Origin of the sequence: Pseudomonas sp. URMO17WK12:I7 (genome assembly GCF_003269045.1) — a bacterium.
Lineage (GTDB): Bacteria > Pseudomonadota > Gammaproteobacteria > Pseudomonadales > Pseudomonadaceae > Aquipseudomonas > Aquipseudomonas putida_J.
In genome coordinates this window covers 312,491-329,330 of the sequence record NZ_QLTL01000003.1, presented here as the reverse complement: position 1 = coordinate 329,330, position 16,840 = coordinate 312,491, and the positions used below count along the sequence as shown (strand labels likewise).

Below are 16,840 nucleotides of genomic sequence, written 5' to 3'. Positions count from 1 at the left end.
TTTTTCTTGAGAGGCGCATGCCTTGATTGCAGTGGCGCCTGTGAAATCGCGCGCCGCCCGCGCGGCGCATCGCGGATGAATCCGCTCCTACATCTGTTTCGAGCCAATCACTCCTGCAAATTCGCCGCTGTCCGCCCTGTTTGTTACCTTCAATATCGAGGTGAGCGCAAAGCGGGCAGCCCATCTGCCACAGGATAGACTGGCCCGAAACAGATGTAGGAGCGGATTCATCCGCGATGCGCCGCGCGGGCGGCGCACGATCTCACAAGCGCCAAACAACTCCAGGCATGCCCCCATCCACCCATGCCCCAACCACAACCTAAACGCCGGCGCCAATGAATTCCTGGTAACCCGAGACAATCACGTACACCGCGAAATAACAGAAAATAGCCGCCGACAGAAGGTATGACCAAGTCAGCAGGCGATCCCCCAGCAAGCGCCCGCCGTGGCTGGCGATGCCGCATAGGCTCATGCACCAGACCAGCCCGGCCGCGAAGAAGCCGCCAAGAAACAAACCGGCGTCCAGCAGGCTGCCGCTGCCTGAGCGGGAAATCAGCACGCCACCGACCGCGGCGAACCAGAGGATGGCGCTGGGCGACGACATGGCCAGGAAGATGCCACGCAGAAATTCGCGCCAGCCCGACTCAACCACCACCTGCGCACTGGCATCCATGTGCCCGCCACGCCAGGCGGCCAGCAGCATCTTGATGGCGAACCACACCAGCATCACCGAACCGCCAAGCCACAGGGTCCAGCGCACACTTTCGAACTGCAGCAGCACGGTCATGCCAGCCAGCGCCGCAATGGCGTAGACCAGGTCGCCCACGCAGGTCCCCAGGCCGAGCCAGAAGCCTTGGAGAAAACCGCGTTGCATGGCCAGGGTGATCATGGCGATGTTGGCCACGCCGATGTCCAGGCACAGGGACAGGCTGAGGAAGAAACCGTTGGAAAAAGGCATTGAACACTCGAAGTCAGGGCAATCAGGCGCCGTAGAGCCTGCCACGAGCGGTCATGGGATGGAAGGGTGTACGATCAAGCCAGAGCTGCCTGCTCGAACACCTCATCCGCCCACTGGTTAAGACTCTTGCCGGCTGCTCGGGCGGCAACACTCGCGGCCGCGTGCACCTCTGGGCGAATGCGCAGCATGACCTTGCCGGACGCGGGTTTTTCCGGGGTGATGCCCTGCTCCGCGCAATCGGCCAGGTAATCTTCCAGCGCCCCGCGGAAGGCTTCATGAAGCTCGGCCACCGAGCTTGCGTGAAAACTGATCATGTCGCGCATGCCCAGCACACGGCCAACAAAAATGTCTTCACGCTCATCGTATTCGATACGGGCGGCATAGCCCTTGTAACGCATGCAACTCATAGGCTGACTCCTGCCCGCAGCAAGAATTCGCGGGCTTCTTCAATCTGATACCGTTTGGCTTCCTTGCCAGGATGGGGGCGATGGCACCTAAAGCTCTGGCCGCCAAGCACCGGCTTGACCCTGGAGCCTTGCCGCTCCAGCACTTGCCCGCCGAGGTGAAGCAGCAGGGCTTCGACCTCGGAAAACGCCAATGAGGCCGTCGTGGGCGCCTTGAAGATAGCGTCGTAGATCTTTCGGTATCGAGTGTTCATCGGAAAGTGCTATCAAAATAAGCTAGCACTTTTCCCCGATAGTCATTCAGGGTTTTTCAGCCCCTGCCAGCACCTGCGCATAACGCCCACGATCCACGTTGGCCCCGCTCAGCACCACTGCCACGCGCTTGCCTGCCTGGTGCTCGCGCTCCTGCAGCAACGCCGCCAGCGCTGCAGCACCGGCGCCTTCGGCCGTGTTATGAGTCGTTTCGTGATAGATCCGCATGGCCTCTGCCACTTCGCTGTCGGTGACCCGTACGATTCGCGCGGCATGCTCGCGTACGAGGGCGAAGGCATCCGGGTGTGGAACCCGGCAGGCCATGCCATCGGCAAAGGTATCGGCGGTGGCCGTGGTGACGATGCGGCCCTGCTCGAAACTCTGCGCGTAGGCATCGGCCGCACTGGACACCACGCCGACGATCTCGGTTTTCAGCCCCAGCAGGTTGCGTGCCTGGATCAGCCCGCAGATGCCCGACCCCATGCCGATCGGCACGTACACGCAATCCAGCTGGCCCACGGCCTCGAACAGCTCCAGGGCATAGGTAGCCACCCCGCGCACCAGTTCAGGGTGGAACGACGGCACCATGTCATAGCCCAGCTCGTCCGCCAGGCGCGCCGCCTCTTCGCGAGCCACGTCGAAGTCGACACCATGCTCCACCAGCTCAGCGCCCAGTGCACGCATGGCGGCGTTCTTTTCTTTCGAGTTGCCCTCGGGCACTACGATCACCAGCGGCACCCCGGCCTGTCTCGCGGCCAGCGCCATGCTCTGGCCGTGGTTGCCGCGGGTCGCGGTGACCAACCCGCGCGGTGGCTGGCCCCCCGCCAACAGCGAGCGCACATAGACCAGCCCGCCCCGCACCTTGAATGCACCGGTGGGCGCGTGGTTTTCGTGCTTTACCCACACCTGGCAGCCCAGCCGCTGGGCCAGCAAGGGCCAGGCGTGCTGAGGGGTGGCGGGTACATGCTGATGGACGAAATCGGCGGCTTCGCGCAGGGCAGCAAGGTCAAACATGGCGATCATCCCTCTTCGGTAGGTGATTGATCCGATCCTAAGCGCCAGGCATTGTATGGGTACAACCTTATATTGCATGGGCAGCAATTTCGTGTGGATCCCCCAGCTGATCGACGATGACCAACCCCGTTATCTCGCCTTGGTCGATGCCATTGCCAATGCCATCGAAAGTGGCGCCCTCAAGGTCGGTGACCGCCTGCCCCCGCAACGCCGGCTGGCCTGGAAACTGGGCCTCAACCCTAGTACCACCCAGCAGGCCTACCGCGAAGCTGCCGCTCGGCACCTGGTGGCTGGCGAGGTGGGCCGCGGCACCTACGTACTGGCGGGCAGCAAGGAAGCGACCCTGTTCCGCATCAAGCATCATGACGGGCAACGCCCGCTGATCGACCTGTCGACCAACGTTCCAGTGGCCGATCCGCACAATCATGATTTGCACGACAGCTTGCGCAGTCTGCTGAAACGCCCGGATAGCGACTTGCTCGATCATTACCTGGGCCCCAAGCAGTTGCTGCTTGGGCGTATGCGTGGCGCCCAGTGGATGGCCAGCCGCGGCCTGGCCCTGTCAGCGGACGAACTGTTGCTGTGTGGCGGAGCCCATCAGGCGCTGGCACTGGTGCTGCAGTCGTTCTGCCAGGCAGGTGAGCCGGTCATGCTCGAGGCCCTGACCGCACCGGGTATCAAGGCGGCCTGCCGGCAATTGCGTCTGCCCGTGCATGGCGTGGCACTGGACGACCACGGCCTGCGGCCCGATGACCTGGACCGTGTGGCGCGCGCCAGCGGTGCCCGCGTGCTGGTAACTACCCCGACCCTGCATAACCCCACAGGCGCCTGCATGGATGATGCTCGCCGCGCGGCGATTGCTGAGGTAGTCAAACGTCTGGGGCTGTTGCTGATCGAGGATGATGTGTACGGCGCATTCAGCGACCAACCGCCGCTCTACCCACTGCTGGACGATCAAGGGGTTTACATCAACAGCCTGTCCAAGACAGTGGCTGCTGGCGTGCGATTGGGATGGATTGCGGCCAGCCCGAAGCTGCTGGCACAGGTTGACCCGCATGCCCAGGCCAGCCACTGGCCGGTGTCGCCATTGAGCCTGGACATCGCTTGCCAATGGATCGAAGACGGTACAGCCGCGCGGCGGCTCGCCTGGCAGAAAACGGAAATCACCGAGCGATGGCGCCTGGCTCGCAGGCTGCTGGGTGATGGGCTGCACCACACAGGCCAGCCTTCGCCCCATGCGTGGCTGGGCACGCCGCGGGGGGCCGAGGCGGTGGTAAAGCTATGTCGCGAGCGAGGCGTGGAAGTCGTCCCGGCCAGTGTATTTGCCATTGGCGCGACCGAGGTGCAAGCCGTGCGCATCAGCCTGTCGGCAGCAGGCAGCCGAGCAGAACTGAAACAAGGCCTGGAGGTAGTACAGCAGGTACTTTCGGGCCAATGAACAGGGGACGAAAGCAGCCACTTCGCTACTGCTCAACGCGAAGAGGCCGCTGACGCAGCGCTATCAACCCTGCTGGCAACCTTCACCCATCGCCCGATACTGAATGGTGTGCACCTGGCCCTGGTGGTCTTCATAGGTCATGGTCGCAGGCACCACTTCACAGACATTGGGGATGGTCGACAGGTTGATCACCCGTTTGATGTCAAGGTTCATGGAATAGTCGTACTGCTGGGCCACAGGCTCGCTGGAGACCGGTTTGGCCTCATCGGCGAGGGCGAACGAGGACATACCGACCAGAGCAAGAATCAGTAATGGTTTCATGGGGTTTGACCTTTAAAGCAATCCAGCTGATCGAGTGACTTCTTATGCCGTCAATGGCGCGGAGAAGTTGTCATCAACTGCAAAGATGACACGAAGTACCGATCCCGCTTCGTCTACTGCCAGGGGGAATGGTTAAAATTCTACTCCTGGCCGGGAATAGTTGAACCCTGAACTCGGACATTCACCCTTGCAGGTTTTGCAACAATCTGCGACAAAGCGAAACGGCTCGATAGCCTGCAATCAGCGAGCTAGAGCCCACCGTTCCAGGTATACCCATGACTGCCCTGCACTGCGCCCTGCTCATCGGCCCCGAGCGTCGATTGCTTGAACACTTCTACAAACAGCAGGGTTCGCGCATGCGTGCAGCCAATGATGGTGAATCGTGGGTGGCGCGCAGTGACGGGATCGTTGCCGGCCTTTGCCTCAGTGCGATTGCCGACGGCCAATGGCTCACCGGCCTGTTCGTTGCCCCGCAAGCGCGCAAGCGTGGCGTGGCCGCGCAGTTGATCGAGGCCGCGCTGGCCGGGCACAGTGGCCCAACCTGGCTGTTCTGCCACCCCGGCCTTGCCGCCTACTACCAGCGCCTGGGTTTCAGCATCGCTGCGCAACTGCCCGAAGCCCTGGCCTCGCGCCTGCAGCGCTACCAGCGCAGCAAAAGCCTGCTGGCCATGGTGCGGGCTCAGTCGTCGCTGGCATCCAGCCCAGGGAACAGCACATCGGTGTAGCCGAACCTGGCAAAGTCCTGAATGCGCGAGGGGTACAGGCGGCCGATCAGATGGTCGCATTCGTGCTGCACCACCCGCGCATGGAAGCTATCGGCAAAGCGGTTGATCGGGTTGCCCTGCGGGTCGATGCCTTCATAGCTGATGTGCTTGAAGCGCGGCACCACTCCACGCAGGCCAGGCACAGACAGGCAGCCTTCCCAACCGTCCTCGATCTCGGGGGTCAGCGGCGTGATCACCGGGTTGAGCAGGATGGTTTGCGGTACCGGCTCGGCGTCCGGATAACGCTCGCTGCGCTCGAAACCAAAGATCACCAGCTGCAGGTCGATGCCAATCTGCGGCGCGGCCAGGCCCACGCCGCCGACGTGGTGCATGGTTTCGAACATGTCGTCGATCAACTGCTGCAACTCGGCGCTGCCGATCAGATGGTCGGGGACCGGCGGGGCGATGCGCAGCAGGCGCTCGTCGCCCATCTTGAGAATTTCACGGATCATCGCGGGTTCGGCTCGGTCGGTTCAGGCTTGACCGGGTGTTCATGGCCAAGCACGGTGAGGGTTTCCTTCGGTTTTTCAGCCTCGAAATCCTTTTCACCCGGGTTTTTGCCCTCCTCCGACATGTGCTCGATCACCGCATTCATCTCTGCGCCCAACAACAGCACGGCGGCGGAAATGTAGAAGTACAGCAACAGCACGATGATCGCACCGATGCTGCCATACATGGCGTTGTAGTCGGCAAAGGTCTTGACGTAGTAGGCAAAGCCCAGGGAGGCGATGATCCATACTACTACCGCCAGTACCGAACCGGGGGTGATGAAGCGAAACTTCTGTTTCACGTCCGGCATCACGTAATAAATGAGCGCGACTGCTACCATCAACAGAATCACAATCGCCGGCCAACGCAAGATCGTCCACACCGTGACGATGACTTCCTGCATGCCAACCTGCGCCGCGATCCACTCCATCACTTGCGGGCCAAGCACCATCAACGCCGCCGCCACCAGCAACATGCCGGCAATACCGACGGTATAGAAGATCGACAGCGGGATGCGCTTCCACACCGCTCGTCCTTCGGGCACGTCGTAGGCGGCGTTCATCGCGCTCATCATCAGGCGCACACCCGCCGAGGCAGTCCACAGCGCGATGACGATACCCACCGACAACAATCCGCCCTTGGACTGTTGCAACTGGTCGATCACCGGGTTTACCTGCTCCAGCGCTTGGGGTGGCAGCACTAGTTCCGACTGCAAGCGCAACCAGGTAAAGAAGTCTGGGAGGTGCAGGAAGCCGATCAGGGCGATCAGGAACAGGATGAAGGGGAACAGCGAGAACAGCATCTGGTACGCCAGTGCGGATGCATAAGTCGACATCTCGTCGTCGACGAACTCCTTGACGGTGCGCACCAGCACACGGTGCAGGGGCAGCCCGCGCAGGTCGGGAAAAATCATAGCGTCTCCTTTCGCCGCTCGATTCATGTGTACAACGGGTAAGTCTAATAGACCACGCGGTCGATGTACTGCTCCCTGCCACGCCCGGAAAAATGCTAAGGCAACATGCACCGGCCTCACCAACGAGGCCGGTGCAGGCGCAGAATCAAGGCTTTTTCACTGCATCCTTGACGTCGCCCTTGATTTGCTGGGCTTCGCCCTTGAGCTCCTGTGCCTTGCCTTCGGCGCGCAGCTTGTCGTTGTCGGTGACCTTGCCCACACCTTGCTTGATGTTGCCCATTGCTTCGTTGGCCAGGCCTTTTGCTTTGTCTTTGGTGCCGCTCATGGCAAATCTCCTGCAAATGGAGACACGAGAACCGTGTCGACAGTAGGTGGACCAAGCACCCTCGCCAGGAGTTTCAAACATTTTGCTCAACTCAAGCCAAGCGGTCAGTCTGCGGGCGAATACCGCACCGAATCGGCCTCGCAGCGCTGCGCACTGCCGGGCGACTCCCTTAGAATCGCCAGCAAACAGCCTATAAAAACAACAGCTTCTGGATACCCCGATGCGCCTTATGCCCCTGATCGCGGCTTTGCTGCCGCTGCTGCCCCTGTCTGCCCTGGCCGCCGCACCGGCCAGCGAAACCCTGAAAGTCGAGCGTTATGCCGACGATGACCAACCCGGCACCCTGCGCTGGGCCATCGAAACCAGCAACCAGAACCCCGGCCACTACCGCATCGATATCGCCGCAGTGGGCAAGCCGCCCTACGTGATTCGCCCAACCCGCGCCCTACCGGAAATCAAGGGCCCTGTGCAGATCACCGGGCTGCCCTGGGCCCGTGACGGCCAGTACATCGCCATCGACGGCTCGGGCTATATCAAGGACCAGGGCGTGCGCACCTGCCCCGGCGCCTTGCCCGGCCAGTTCGGCACCAACGTGCGCACCACCACCAACCCTGGGCTTGTGCTGCGTGATACACAGGGCGTGCACCTGAGCGGCCTGGAGGTGCGCAACTTCTGCATCGGCATCCTGGTCAACCGTGCCAGCGGCAACGTCATCGAAGACAACCGCATCGTCGCCAACAAAGGCGGCGCCGGCATCATGCTCACGGGCGACGACGGCGCCGGCAACCCGACCGCCACCACTACGGTCAACAACAAGGTGCTGCGCAACCAGCTGATCGACAACGGCGATGGCCTTGAGCTGACCCGCGGCGCGGCCTTCAACCTGGTGGCCGATAACCTGTTCCGCTCCACTGCGGCCAACCCCGAGCCTTCCCAGGGCATCGAGATCCTGCTGGGCAACGACAACAGCGTGGTGCGCAACCGCTTCGAAAACTACTCCGACGGTTTGCAGATCAACTGGGGCAAGCGTAACTACCTCGGTGCAAACACCTTCAGCGGCAACTCGATCGGCGTCAGCGTCACCGGCGAAGGCAACATCCTCGACGGCAACCTGATCCACGGCAACCGTATCGGCGTGGCCCTGCGCCCGGAGCCGGATGTCACTGCCACCCGCCTCACCGGCAACCGCATCTGGGGCAACAGCCGGGACATCCGTCGCTGCGAGGCCGGCGGCTCGTGCGTGCCTGACCAGCGCACCGGGGCCATCATCTTCGGCGTGCCGGCCCAGGCCCATGCGCTGTATGTGGGTTCACGCGGGGTCGGCGCGGATTTGCCGAAGCAGGACCAGGCGATCATCTGCGATGCCAAGGGTGAGCCGAAGCCGTGCCAGCCGTTGCCCAACCACAACCAGCAGGCGCCACGGCTGATCGCCCTGGACGGCAACGTGCTGCGTGGCGAGGTGCAGGGGCCGGTGTCGAGCTTGTTGCGCATCGAGGTGTTTGGCAATGCCCAGGCGAATGGGGCCGAGGCGGAGCAATATCTGGGGGAGCTGTTGGTCAATAGCGATGCGCAAGGGCAGGCAAGGTTTGCTCAGGCGCTGGAGAACATCGGCCAGTTGAAGAGTTTCACTGCGACGGTGACCACTGCGGATGGGGCTACTTCAGCGTTGAGCAGGCCGATCAGCCGCTAGGGCTGATGGCCTCTTCGCGGGCAAGCCTGCTGCCACAGGGATGTGACAGAGCCTGAAGGCAATGACATTCCTGTGGCAGCGGGCTTGCCCGCGAAGAGGCCTGTAAACCTTGCTAGGCCCGGTGCCACCCCTCACAATGCAGCCCTAATCAAGCGTCAACCCGCAGGAACCTGCATGAAACTCGACAAACCAGCCGCCATCGCCCGCCGCAACCAGGCCCTGGCCAACCCGGTGCTGACCAGCGCCAATACCCTGTTCGCCATCCTCGACCGCAAGCGCAACCTGTGGTGGTTCGAGGTGCCGGTGGCACTGCTGCGCAAGGGCCAGCCCGACTGGGTCAACCTGCTGCTGCACACCCCGGAAAGCGACGAGCTGCAACACCTGAAGGTGCCGACCAACTTCCTGCGTGCTCACCAGGAGCAGATGGAAGTGCGCAACCCTGGCAAGCGCCGCTCGACCATCAGCCTGGCCCTGAGCGCCGACCGCGACTCGCTGCTGCGCGACACCCGCCCGGGTGGCGAGCAGCTGGACTTCCGCACCTTCGTCCAGGCCTGATCAGGCCTTTTCGATACGATCGTCATGGATGACGATGCGGCCTTGCTTGAACAGCCCGCCAATGGCCTTCTTGAAGTTGCCCTTGCTGACGTTGAACATCTGGCTGATCACTTCCGGGGCGCTCTTGTCGCTCACCGCCAGCACCCCGCCTTCGGCCTCCAGGCGCGCCAAGATGCGCTCCTGCAGGTCGTCGCCCAGCGCCTTGCCGACCGGCTGCAGGCTCAGGGCGATCTTGCCGTCATGGCGCACTTCCTTGATGAAGCCTTCCACGTGCATGCCCGAACGCAGGAACTTGAACACCTCGTTCTTGTGGATCAGGCCCCAGTGGCGGTTGTTGATGATGGCCTTGAAGCCCATCGGCGTCTCGCCGGCCACCAGCAACTGCACCGGCTGGCCGACCGCGTAGTCAGCAGGCGTGCGATCGAGGTAGCGGTCCAGACGCGAAGTGGCGGTGATGCGCCGGGTGCGCTTGTCGAGGTAGGCATGCACCACGCAGTAGTCGCCGATCTTCAGCTGGCGTGATTCTTCCGAATACGGCATCAGCAGGTCCTTGGACAGGCCCCAGTCGAGGAAGATGCCGGCACCGTTGATGTCTTTGACCTTGAGGCTGGCGAACTCGCCGACCTGCACCTTGGGCTTCTCGGTGGTGGCGATCAGCTGGTCTTCGCTGTCCAGGTAGATGAACACGTTCAGCCAGTCGTCGACCTCGGTTTCGGCGTCCTTCGGGATGTAACGCCCGGGCAGCAGGATTTCGCCGTCGGCGCCGCCATCCAGGTACAGGCCGAATTCCACGTGTTTCACGATTTGCAAACTGTTGTAACGCCCAAGCAGAGCCATTTCCGATGTTCCTCAAGACAAGGCGGCTATTCTACACCTGAAGCCAGCGCGCTGCCCGGTCGCTGATTCGGCGGAACCGCGCCGCCCCCCTTGCGTCTACCGAATGGCCAGCCACTGCAAGGATTCGCACATGCCCGAACGCCAGTCCAAAGCCCTGTTCCTCGCCATCGCCTGCACAGTGGCACTGGCCGCCTGCAGCCGGATCGACCTGGCCTACCGCAACCTCGACCGCCTGGTGCCCTGGTCGCTGGGCGACTACATGGCGATGAACCGCGAGCAGAAGACCTTGCTCGACGAACGGTTGAAAGAGCACCTGGCCTGGCACTGCAAGACCCAGCTGCCCGGCTACCTCGACTGGCTCGACCGCGTGCGCGACATGGTCGCCGAGGACCAGGTGACCGACCAGGCCCTGCAGCAACGCACGGTCGAAGCACGCCAGGCGATTGGCCGGGTGGCTGAAGAAATCACCCCCTCGGCCACCGAGCTGCTGCGCGGCATGAGCGATGCGCAAGTGGCGCAGATGCGCGATGCCTTCCGCGACGATATCAGCGAGCGGCAAAAGCAATATGTCGACACCCCCTTGGCCAAACAGATCGCCCGCCGCAGCGAACGCATGGAAAAACGCCTGAACACCTGGTTCGGCGAGCTCAACTCTGCCCAACACCAGCGTGTGCAGGCCTGGTCGCAGGCGCTGGGTGACCAGAACCGCCAATGGATCGCCAACCGCCAGCACTGGCAGCAGCAACTGCTGCTGGCCATGAACCAGCGTAACGACGCGAGCTTCGAGCCGCGAATGGCGACGTTGTTGCAACGCAAGGAAAGCCTGTGGACGCCGGAGTATCGCGCTGCCTATCAGAATAGCGAGCAGCAGGCACGCAGCCTGTTGATCGATTTGCTGCGCTTGAGCACTCCGGTGCAGCGCCAATACCTGCAAGAGCGGCTGGCCAAGGTGCGCACCGATTTCAGTGAGTTGAAGTGCCTGAAAGGGTGAAGTGAACAGCAGGCCCGGCCTCTTCGCGGGTAAACCCGCTCCCACAGATTCCACACTGGACTCACGTGCGCACAAAACCTGTGGGAGCGGGTTTACCCGCGAAGAGGCCGGGCCTGGAAGCCGAGGATCAGCGCCCCTTGCGCCGATAGGGGAACACGTCGATCACCTTGCCTTCGCGGATCGCCGCCTGCAGCCCCTTCCAGTAATCCGCGTCATACAACTCCCCGTGTAACCGGCTGAACAGCCGGCGCTGGCTGATATCGGCAAACAGGAACGGCGGGAACTCCTCGGGGAACACATCGTGCGGCCCGATCGAATACCACGGCTCGCCAGACATCTCGTCCTCCGGGTAGCGCGGCGGCGGGATGTGTCTGAAATTCACCTCGGTGAGGAAGCTGATCTCGTCATAGTCGTAGAACACCACCCGCCCATGCCGGGTGACGCCGAAGTTCTTCAGCAGCATGTCACCCGGGAAGATGTTCGCCGCCGCCAGCTGCTTGATGGCCAGCCCATAGTCCTCCAGGGCTTCGAGCACTTGACCTTCGCTGGCCTGCTCCAGGTACAGGTTGAGCGGGGTCATGCGCCGCTCGGTCCAGCAGTGGCGCACCAGCACCGTGTCGCCCTCCAGCGCCACGGTCGAGGGTGCGACTTCCAGCAATTCGGCCAGGCACTCGGGCTCGAACTTGCCACGCGGGAAGCGGAAATCGGCAAACTCCTGGGTATCGGCCATGCGCCCCACCCGGTCGACGCTTTTCACCAGCCGGTATTTGTCGATCACCGTGGCGCGGTCGACGGTCTTGGACGGCGAGAAGCGGTCCTTGATGATCTTGAACACCGTGTTGAAGCCCGGCAGGGTGAACACGCTCATGACCATGCCGCGCACCCCGGGCGCCATGACGAAGCGGTCGTCGCTGCTGGCCAGGTGGTTGATCAGGGCGCGGTAGAACTCTGACTTGCCCTGCTTGTAGAAGCCGATCGAGGTGTACAGCTCGGCAATGTGCTTGCCGGGCAGAATGCGCTTGAGGAAGTTGACGAACTCCGCTGGCACCGGCACGTCAGCCATGAAGTACGAACGCGTGAACGAGAAGATGATCGATACGTCGGCCTCGTCGGTGATCAAGGCGTCGGCCTCGATGCCGTGGCCTTCACGGTGCAGCAGCGCAATCACCAGCGGCCACTGCTCGTCGCTGTTGTACAAGCGGCCGACCAGGTAAGCGCCCTTGTTGCGGTACAGCACCGGCACGAACAGCTCCACGGTCAGGGCCGGGTCCTTGCACACCCAGTCCGGCAGGCATTCGCGCAATTGCTCCTCAAGGCGGGCGAGGTCGCCTTCCAGGTCGCCATAGGGCGCATCGAACGGGTAATCGGCGAAGATCGCCCGCAGCAGGCTCTTCAGGCCGGCACCCAGTGTGTAGGTGCGGGTCTGCGCAGCGCGCTCATGGGCGCGGATCGAAGGCCGGGTGGTGTGGATGAACATGCAGCCGTCGCTGATCTGGTCATGGCTGAACAGGCTGCAGAACAGCGAGTTGTACCAGGTTTCCGCCAGCTCATCGTCCAGGCGTGGGTCGATCAGACGGATGTAGGCGTTTTTCACCAGCGGCCACTGCTCCACATCCAGCAGCACGTCTGCCTCGAAGCCGTCACGCAGCCAGCTGTTGACCTCGCCGACCTTCTGTTCATAAAGGTTGATACGCACGGCCGACGCCCGCTGAATCTCTTGCCAGCGCGCCTGCTCGAAGCGCTCGCGAGCCCCCAGGGTGATGCGGCGAAAATGCTCGCGATAGTCGTCAAAACCGTCGAGGATCATCCGGGCGATCTCGCCGGCTGGCCAATGCTGGGTCATGCGATGAACCTCACGCCTGGTGAGATGAAGAGCTTAGCCTGTACTGGCCTCTTCGCGGGTAAACCCGCTCACACAGGTTTGCGCAGTGCTTGAAGGCAGTGATATCCCTGTGGGAGCAACTGTCTTCTTGTGGGAGCGGGTTCACCCGCGAAAGGGCCGGTACAGCCACCCACAAGCCAAGCGCCCGCCTTGAAGTCCATGCTGCACTTGTGGGAGCGGGTTTACCCGCGAACAGGCCGGCACAGGTTTACAGCGCAAGAAAGCACAAGAAACACACCCGACGCCTGGCGTACACTCGCGCCCTGCCCTGTACCCGGAGACCGTTGTGAGCCCCATCGCCCTAGCCCGCCTGCTGACCCTTGCCGCTGTCTGGGGGGCGAGCTTCCTGTTCATGCGCATCATCGCCCCGGAGCTGGGCACCATCCCTACCGCGTTCTTCCGCGTCTCCATCGCCTGCCTGGGCCTTGTCGCCATCCTCGCGGCCACCCGGGTGCGCTGGAACTTCAACGGCAAACTCGGCGCCTGCCTGGTGCTGGGCATGATCAACTCAGGCATCCCGGCCACCTTCTATTCAGTCGCCGCGCAAGTGCTGCCCGCTGGCTACTCAGCCATCTTCAACGCCACCACGCCGTTGATGGGCGTACTGATCGGCGCGCTGTTCTTCCGCGAGGCCATGACCCTGCCCAAGCTCGGCGGTATCTTCCTTGGCCTGTTCGGTGTCGGCATCCTCAGCGGCGCTGGCCCGGTCGCGCTGGACATGGCCCTGGTGCAAGGGGCCCTGGCTTGCCTGGCGGCCACCACCTGTTACGGCTTTGCCGGCTTCCTCGCGCGGCGCTGGATCAGCGGCCTGGACAGCCGCCTGTCGGCCTTGGGCAGCATGCTCGGCGCCACCTTGATGATGAGCCCGCTGTTCGCCTGGAGCGCCCTGACCCAGCCACCGGCAAGCTGGGGCGGCTGGCAGGTATGGCTGTCGCTGCTGGGCCTGGGCCTGCTGTGCACCGCCTTCGCCTACATCCTGTACTTCCGCCTGCTGGCCGAGATCGGTCCGGTCAAGGCCAGCACCGTGACCTTCCTCATCCCGGTATTCGGCGTAGTGTGGGGCGCGTGGTTGCTGGATGAGCCTTTGTCGATGGCGCATGTGTATGGCGGTGTGCTGATTGCCCTGGCACTGTGGCTGGTGCTACGCCCGGCGCGTATGTGAGGCGAAGCGAACCATGAGCGACACATACAAAAAGGTGCTGTTCCGCCTGGAGCAGGACGAACACGGCTACCCACCAGCCTCGGTGGAAGGCTTGTGGACGCAAGCGGTCGCAGGTGGCCATCGGGTCGACAGCATCCCCTTCCACGTCTACGGCATCGCGCCCGGCGACATCATCAGCATCCGCAATGAGGGCGACCAGGCCTGGTTCGATGCTTTGCAGCAGAGCGCCGGAGCGTCGGTGTTCCGGGTCGTGGTCAAACCACCGGAAACGTTGGAGCAGGTGCACGCGGCCCTGATCGAGTTCGGTTGCACCTGCGAAGTGGAAAAAGCGGTCAGGATGCTGGCAGTCGAGGTGCCGGCAACGCGATCGGCCGACACCCTGCTCTACTACCTGCTGACCCAGCGCGAAGCCGGCACCCTGGACTTCGAGGAAGGCGTGTTACGCCACGCCATCCCCGAAGAATTCCGCTAGGCCTTACGCCTCAGCCAGCCGCGCGGCCGGTTTGCGGAACACGAACAGCAGGCCGACCACGATCAGCCCCATGCCCAGCAGGCTCAGCGGCGCCAGGCGGTTACCGAAGATCAGGAAATCCATCACTGCGGTCACTGCCGGCACCAGGTAGAACAGGCTGGTGACGTTGACGAGGTTGCCCTTGGCGATCAGCCGGTACAGCAGCAGCGTTGCCAGCAGCGACACCACCAGCCCCATCCACAACAGCGCGCCGATGAAGCCGCCGGTCCATGCCACCTGCAACGGCTGCAGCGGTGCAAACACCGCGCACATGGCGAAGCCTGCGATGTATTGCAATGGCAGTGTGCCCATGGGGTTGTCGGTGATGCGCTTCTGCAGGATCGAACCCAAGGTCATGCTGGCCAGCGCCAGCAGGGCGAACAGCATGCCGAGCAGCGAAACCCCGCCCAGGTTGATGCCCTGGTAGACCACCATCACCAGCCCACCAAGCCCCAGCGTCAGCCCGAACAGCCGGCTCCAGGAACGCTGGCGCTCCATCAGCACCACGGTGAGGATCGGTTGTACCCCCATCACTGTGGCCATCACGCCTGGGGTGACATGGGTGTTGAGTGCCAACAGGTAGAAGATCTGGTAGGCGCCGAGCAGCACGCAGCCGGTACCCAAGGCACGCAGTATCGCCCCCCTGCTGCGCGGCCAGCGCAGGCCAAGCAACGGGCCGATCAGCAGCAGGCCGGTCAGGGCCAGCGCCGAGCGCAACAGCAGGAAGGCGAAGGGGCTGGCATGGGCCAGGCCAAGTTTGGAAACGATCGCGCCGCTGCTCCAGAGCAGGACGAACAGGCTGGTAGTGGCCGCCGAGGCCACGGATGCTTTGTTGAAGACAGACACGTATTGCCACCTGATATAAGGCGAATAAGCCAGACGGCGGGCGTGAACTTCAGCGAGGGAAGGTGCCGACCGTGTTCAGTAGGTTGCGGGTGCGAGGGGATGCGGCAGGAGCCGATCAGGCCAGCACGACCACACAACGAGGCGGAGCTACGCCGCCTACGACGCCACTGACAGGTGGTGGGTAGTGACTGATCATGGCCGGCTGCGGGCTGCCACGCACGACCATGCCGGCGACTGGCGCGATGGCAAAGCTTGCGGTGGAAGGGAGGGCGGGCATGATCGGGTCTTCAGGGAAGAGAAGTGTTTCGGAATATAGCGGTGAATCCTGGGTTGGGCAATAGCCTGTTCCGGCCTCTTCGCGGGTAAATCCGCTCTCACAGGTAGTGCACAGGCTTCAAGTACTGCGCGATCCCTGTGGGAGCGGGTTTACCCGCGAAGAGGCCAGACCTGCCTTAGAACAACCAGCGGTACAACACGTAAGCCACCACCACCGCCAGCACCGGCCGCAGGATGCGGTAGGCCTTGGGGTTGGCACGCTTGAACTGCTTCACGCGGGTGCTGATCTTGTTGCTGAAGCGCTTGCTCCAGGCATAGGCCTGGTTGATCCCGCCCACACGCTCGTCGTCGGTGTTCTGCGGCGCGGTGGCGCGGCCGAGGAAGGCACTGACCTTGCGGTTGATACGGGTCATCAGCGGGCTGCTCAGCGGCCGCTCGATGTCACAGAACAGGATCACCCGGGTCACGTCGGTTTCGTTCTTGACCCAGTGCACGTAGGTCTCGTCGAACATCACGTCCTCGCCGTCACGCCAGGCGTATTCCTCGCCGTCGACATAGATGCGGCAAGCGTCGGAGTTTGGGGTCGACAGGCCCAGGTGGTAGCGCAGGGAACCGGCAAATGGGTCGCGGTGCGGGTTCAGGTGGCTACCGCCCGGCAGCAGGGCGAACATCGCGCCCTTGACGTTGGGGATGCTGCTGACCAGCTCGACAGTCTTCGGGCACAGGGCTTCGGCAGACGGCAGCGGCTTGTCGTACCACTTCAGGTAGAAGCGCTTCCAGCCTTTCTTGAAAAACGAACCGAAGCCGGCGTCGTTGTCCTTTTCGGCAGCCCGGATGTAACCCTCGTCGAACAGGCGCATGGCCTCCTCGCGGATCACCTGCCAGTTGTCCTTGAGCACGTCCAGCTCAGGGAAGCGCTGGCGGTCCAGGTAAGGCTTGGACGGCACGCCGGAGAACAGGTACATCAGACTGTTATAGGGTGCGAACAGCGCCGAATGGTTGACGAACTGGCGCAGTACCGGCAGGCGTGCCTTGCCGCGCAGGTGCACGTACAGCACGCTGCCGAAGAACACCAGCAGGACACCTGCCTTGGCGAGGAAGGAAAAGGTCATGCAACACTCCTTGGATGGGACGCAGGCCAGCGCTGCCTGCTCCCAGAAAAATCATCCGGCCATCATAAACCCATCCCGCCCCGGTAAAAACAACCAGGGC

At 62.8% G+C, this 16,840-nt stretch carries 20 protein-coding genes; 7 read left to right on the top strand and 13 right to left on the bottom strand.

All coding sequences use genetic code 11. The annotated features are described in order from the left end of the window. Positions 1-319: 319 nt before the first annotated feature. The 4 genes from H040_RS05755 to H040_RS05740 all read right to left on the bottom strand — a co-directional run bounded on the left by H040_RS05755 (position 320) and on the right by H040_RS05740 (position 2,628). A complete protein-coding gene (locus tag H040_RS05755) occupies positions 320-958 on the bottom strand; it encodes a LysE family translocator (RefSeq protein ID WP_027918691.1) in 639 nt (212 codons plus the stop codon). 74 nt (positions 959-1,032) lie between these two features. Continuing rightward, positions 1,033-1,365, bottom strand: a complete 333-nt coding sequence (locus tag H040_RS05750) for a type II toxin-antitoxin system HicB family antitoxin (RefSeq protein ID WP_027918690.1) — start codon at positions 1,363-1,365, stop codon at positions 1,033-1,035. After that, positions 1,362-1,616, bottom strand: a complete 255-nt coding sequence (locus H040_RS05745) for a type II toxin-antitoxin system HicA family toxin (protein ID WP_027918689.1) — start codon at positions 1,614-1,616, stop codon at positions 1,362-1,364. The genes H040_RS05750 and H040_RS05745 overlap by 4 nt, the downstream gene beginning before the upstream one ends. 46 nt (positions 1,617-1,662) lie before the next feature. After that, positions 1,663-2,628, bottom strand: a complete 966-nt coding sequence (locus H040_RS05740; RefSeq protein ID WP_027918688.1) for a threonine dehydratase — start codon at positions 2,626-2,628, stop codon at positions 1,663-1,665. Positions 2,629-2,704: 76 nt separating this feature from the next. On the opposite strand from H040_RS05740, the gene H040_RS05735 reads away from it, so the two are divergent. Continuing rightward, positions 2,705-4,066 (top strand): aminotransferase-like domain-containing protein, encoded by a 1,362-nt coding sequence (locus H040_RS05735; protein WP_081784279.1) that lies wholly within the window; start codon positions 2,705-2,707, stop codon positions 4,064-4,066. A 63-nt stretch (positions 4,067-4,129) separates the two neighbouring features. Here the strand turns inward: H040_RS05735 and H040_RS05730 are convergent, their stop codons facing one another. Beyond that, entirely contained in the window at positions 4,130-4,387 is a 258-nt protein-coding gene (locus H040_RS05730; RefSeq protein ID WP_003254632.1) for a DUF2790 domain-containing protein, read from the bottom strand. A gap of 275 nt (positions 4,388-4,662) precedes the next feature. On the opposite strand from H040_RS05730, the gene H040_RS05725 reads away from it, so the two are divergent. Beyond that, on the top strand, positions 4,663-5,112 hold the full coding sequence (locus H040_RS05725) for a GNAT family N-acetyltransferase (RefSeq protein WP_081784278.1): 450 nt from the start codon (positions 4,663-4,665) through the stop codon (positions 5,110-5,112). Here the strand turns inward: H040_RS05725 and def are convergent. From def to H040_RS05710, 3 genes are all read right to left on the bottom strand, one after another. Continuing rightward, positions 5,067-5,603 (bottom strand): peptide deformylase, encoded by a 537-nt coding sequence (def, locus tag H040_RS05720; RefSeq protein ID WP_027918685.1) that lies wholly within the window; start codon positions 5,601-5,603, stop codon positions 5,067-5,069. The genes H040_RS05725 and def overlap by 46 nt on opposite strands. After that, entirely contained in the window at positions 5,600-6,553 is a 954-nt protein-coding gene (locus H040_RS05715; protein ID WP_027918684.1) for a YihY/virulence factor BrkB family protein, read from the bottom strand. The genes def and H040_RS05715 overlap by 4 nt, the downstream gene beginning before the upstream one ends. Before the next feature lie 145 nt (positions 6,554-6,698). Beyond that, positions 6,699-6,878, bottom strand: a complete 180-nt coding sequence (locus tag H040_RS05710; protein ID WP_027918683.1) for a CsbD family protein — start codon at positions 6,876-6,878, stop codon at positions 6,699-6,701. A gap of 220 nt (positions 6,879-7,098) precedes the next feature. On the opposite strand from H040_RS05710, the gene H040_RS05705 reads away from it, so the two are divergent. Next, entirely contained in the window at positions 7,099-8,568 is a 1,470-nt protein-coding gene (locus H040_RS05705; protein ID WP_027918682.1) for a right-handed parallel beta-helix repeat-containing protein, read from the top strand. Positions 8,569-8,742: 174 nt separating this feature from the next. Then, a complete protein-coding gene (locus tag H040_RS05700) occupies positions 8,743-9,123 on the top strand; it encodes a hypothetical protein (RefSeq protein ID WP_016391875.1) in 381 nt (126 codons plus the stop codon). On the opposite strand, the gene H040_RS05695 is transcribed toward H040_RS05700, so the two are convergent. Beyond that, positions 9,124-9,960: a CvfB family protein gene (locus tag H040_RS05695; protein WP_027918681.1), complete on the bottom strand. Its 837-nt coding sequence runs from the start codon at positions 9,958-9,960 to the stop codon at positions 9,124-9,126. A 130-nt stretch (positions 9,961-10,090) separates the two neighbouring features. Between H040_RS05695 and H040_RS05690 the strand changes: the two genes are divergently transcribed. Further along, entirely contained in the window at positions 10,091-10,951 is an 861-nt protein-coding gene (locus H040_RS05690; protein WP_027918680.1) for a DUF6279 family lipoprotein, read from the top strand. Positions 10,952-11,078: 127 nt separating this feature from the next. On the opposite strand, the gene aceK is transcribed toward H040_RS05690, so the two are convergent. Further along, a complete protein-coding gene (gene aceK / locus H040_RS05685; RefSeq protein WP_027918679.1) occupies positions 11,079-12,794 on the bottom strand; it encodes a bifunctional isocitrate dehydrogenase kinase/phosphatase in 1,716 nt (571 codons plus the stop codon). 325 nt (positions 12,795-13,119) lie between these two features. Here aceK and H040_RS05680 point away from each other — a divergent pair, with 325 nt between their 5' ends. Next, a complete protein-coding gene (locus tag H040_RS05680) occupies positions 13,120-13,995 on the top strand; it encodes a DMT family transporter (RefSeq protein WP_027918678.1) in 876 nt (291 codons plus the stop codon). A 13-nt stretch (positions 13,996-14,008) separates the two neighbouring features. Further along, on the top strand, positions 14,009-14,467 hold the full coding sequence (locus tag H040_RS05675; RefSeq protein WP_027918677.1) for a DUF4265 domain-containing protein: 459 nt from the start codon (positions 14,009-14,011) through the stop codon (positions 14,465-14,467). Positions 14,468-14,470: 3 nt separating this feature from the next. Here the strand turns inward: H040_RS05675 and H040_RS05670 are convergent, their stop codons facing one another. The 3 genes from H040_RS05670 to H040_RS05660 all read right to left on the bottom strand — a co-directional run bounded on the left by H040_RS05670 (position 14,471) and on the right by H040_RS05660 (position 16,740). Then, the gene (locus H040_RS05670; RefSeq protein ID WP_027918676.1) at positions 14,471-15,352 is read right to left on the bottom strand and encodes a DMT family transporter; all 882 of its coding nucleotides are present in this window, start codon (positions 15,350-15,352) and stop codon (positions 14,471-14,473) included. Between the two features lie 115 nt (positions 15,353-15,467). After that, complete coding sequence (locus H040_RS27455) at positions 15,468-15,629, bottom strand: hypothetical protein (protein WP_177326696.1); 162 nt, start codon at positions 15,627-15,629, stop codon at positions 15,468-15,470. A 175-nt stretch (positions 15,630-15,804) separates the two neighbouring features. Then, entirely contained in the window at positions 15,805-16,740 is a 936-nt protein-coding gene (locus tag H040_RS05660) for an aspartyl/asparaginyl beta-hydroxylase domain-containing protein (protein ID WP_027918675.1), read from the bottom strand. Between the last annotated feature and the right edge of the window lie 100 nt (positions 16,741-16,840).

Bases quoted from the DNA above. Each gene is read 5' to 3' on its own strand.
- H040_RS05750 (WP_027918690.1), bottom strand. From the start codon at position 1,365: ATGAGTTGCATGCGTTACAAGGGCTATGCCGCCCGTATCGAATACGAT.
- H040_RS05705 (WP_027918682.1), top strand. From the start codon at position 7,099: ATGCGCCTTATGCCCCTGATCGCGGCTTTGCTGCCGCTGCTGCCCCTG.
- H040_RS05745 (WP_027918689.1), bottom strand. From the start codon at position 1,616: ATGAACACTCGATACCGAAAGATCTACGACGCTATCTTCAAGGCGCCC.
- H040_RS05755 (WP_027918691.1), bottom strand. From the start codon at position 958: ATGCCTTTTTCCAACGGTTTCTTCCTCAGCCTGTCCCTGTGCCTGGAC.
- aceK (WP_027918679.1), bottom strand. From the start codon at position 12,794: ATGACCCAGCATTGGCCAGCCGGCGAGATCGCCCGGATGATCCTCGAC.
- H040_RS05695 (WP_027918681.1), bottom strand. From the start codon at position 9,960: ATGGCTCTGCTTGGGCGTTACAACAGTTTGCAAATCGTGAAACACGTG.
- H040_RS05675 (WP_027918677.1), top strand. From the start codon at position 14,009: ATGAGCGACACATACAAAAAGGTGCTGTTCCGCCTGGAGCAGGACGAA.
- H040_RS05690 (WP_027918680.1), top strand. From the start codon at position 10,091: ATGCCCGAACGCCAGTCCAAAGCCCTGTTCCTCGCCATCGCCTGCACA.
- H040_RS05710 (WP_027918683.1), bottom strand. From the start codon at position 6,878: ATGAGCGGCACCAAAGACAAAGCAAAAGGCCTGGCCAACGAAGCAATG.
- H040_RS05735 (WP_081784279.1), top strand. From the start codon at position 2,705: ATGGGCAGCAATTTCGTGTGGATCCCCCAGCTGATCGACGATGACCAA.
- H040_RS05740 (WP_027918688.1), bottom strand. From the start codon at position 2,628: ATGTTTGACCTTGCTGCCCTGCGCGAAGCCGCCGATTTCGTCCATCAG.
- def (WP_027918685.1), bottom strand. From the start codon at position 5,603: ATGATCCGTGAAATTCTCAAGATGGGCGACGAGCGCCTGCTGCGCATC.
- H040_RS05730 (WP_003254632.1), bottom strand. From the start codon at position 4,387: ATGAAACCATTACTGATTCTTGCTCTGGTCGGTATGTCCTCGTTCGCC.
- H040_RS27455 (WP_177326696.1), bottom strand. From the start codon at position 15,629: ATGCCCGCCCTCCCTTCCACCGCAAGCTTTGCCATCGCGCCAGTCGCC.
- H040_RS05715 (WP_027918684.1), bottom strand. From the start codon at position 6,553: ATGATTTTTCCCGACCTGCGCGGGCTGCCCCTGCACCGTGTGCTGGTG.
- H040_RS05700 (WP_016391875.1), top strand. From the start codon at position 8,743: ATGAAACTCGACAAACCAGCCGCCATCGCCCGCCGCAACCAGGCCCTG.
- H040_RS05660 (WP_027918675.1), bottom strand. From the start codon at position 16,740: ATGACCTTTTCCTTCCTCGCCAAGGCAGGTGTCCTGCTGGTGTTCTTC.
- H040_RS05725 (WP_081784278.1), top strand. From the start codon at position 4,663: ATGACTGCCCTGCACTGCGCCCTGCTCATCGGCCCCGAGCGTCGATTG.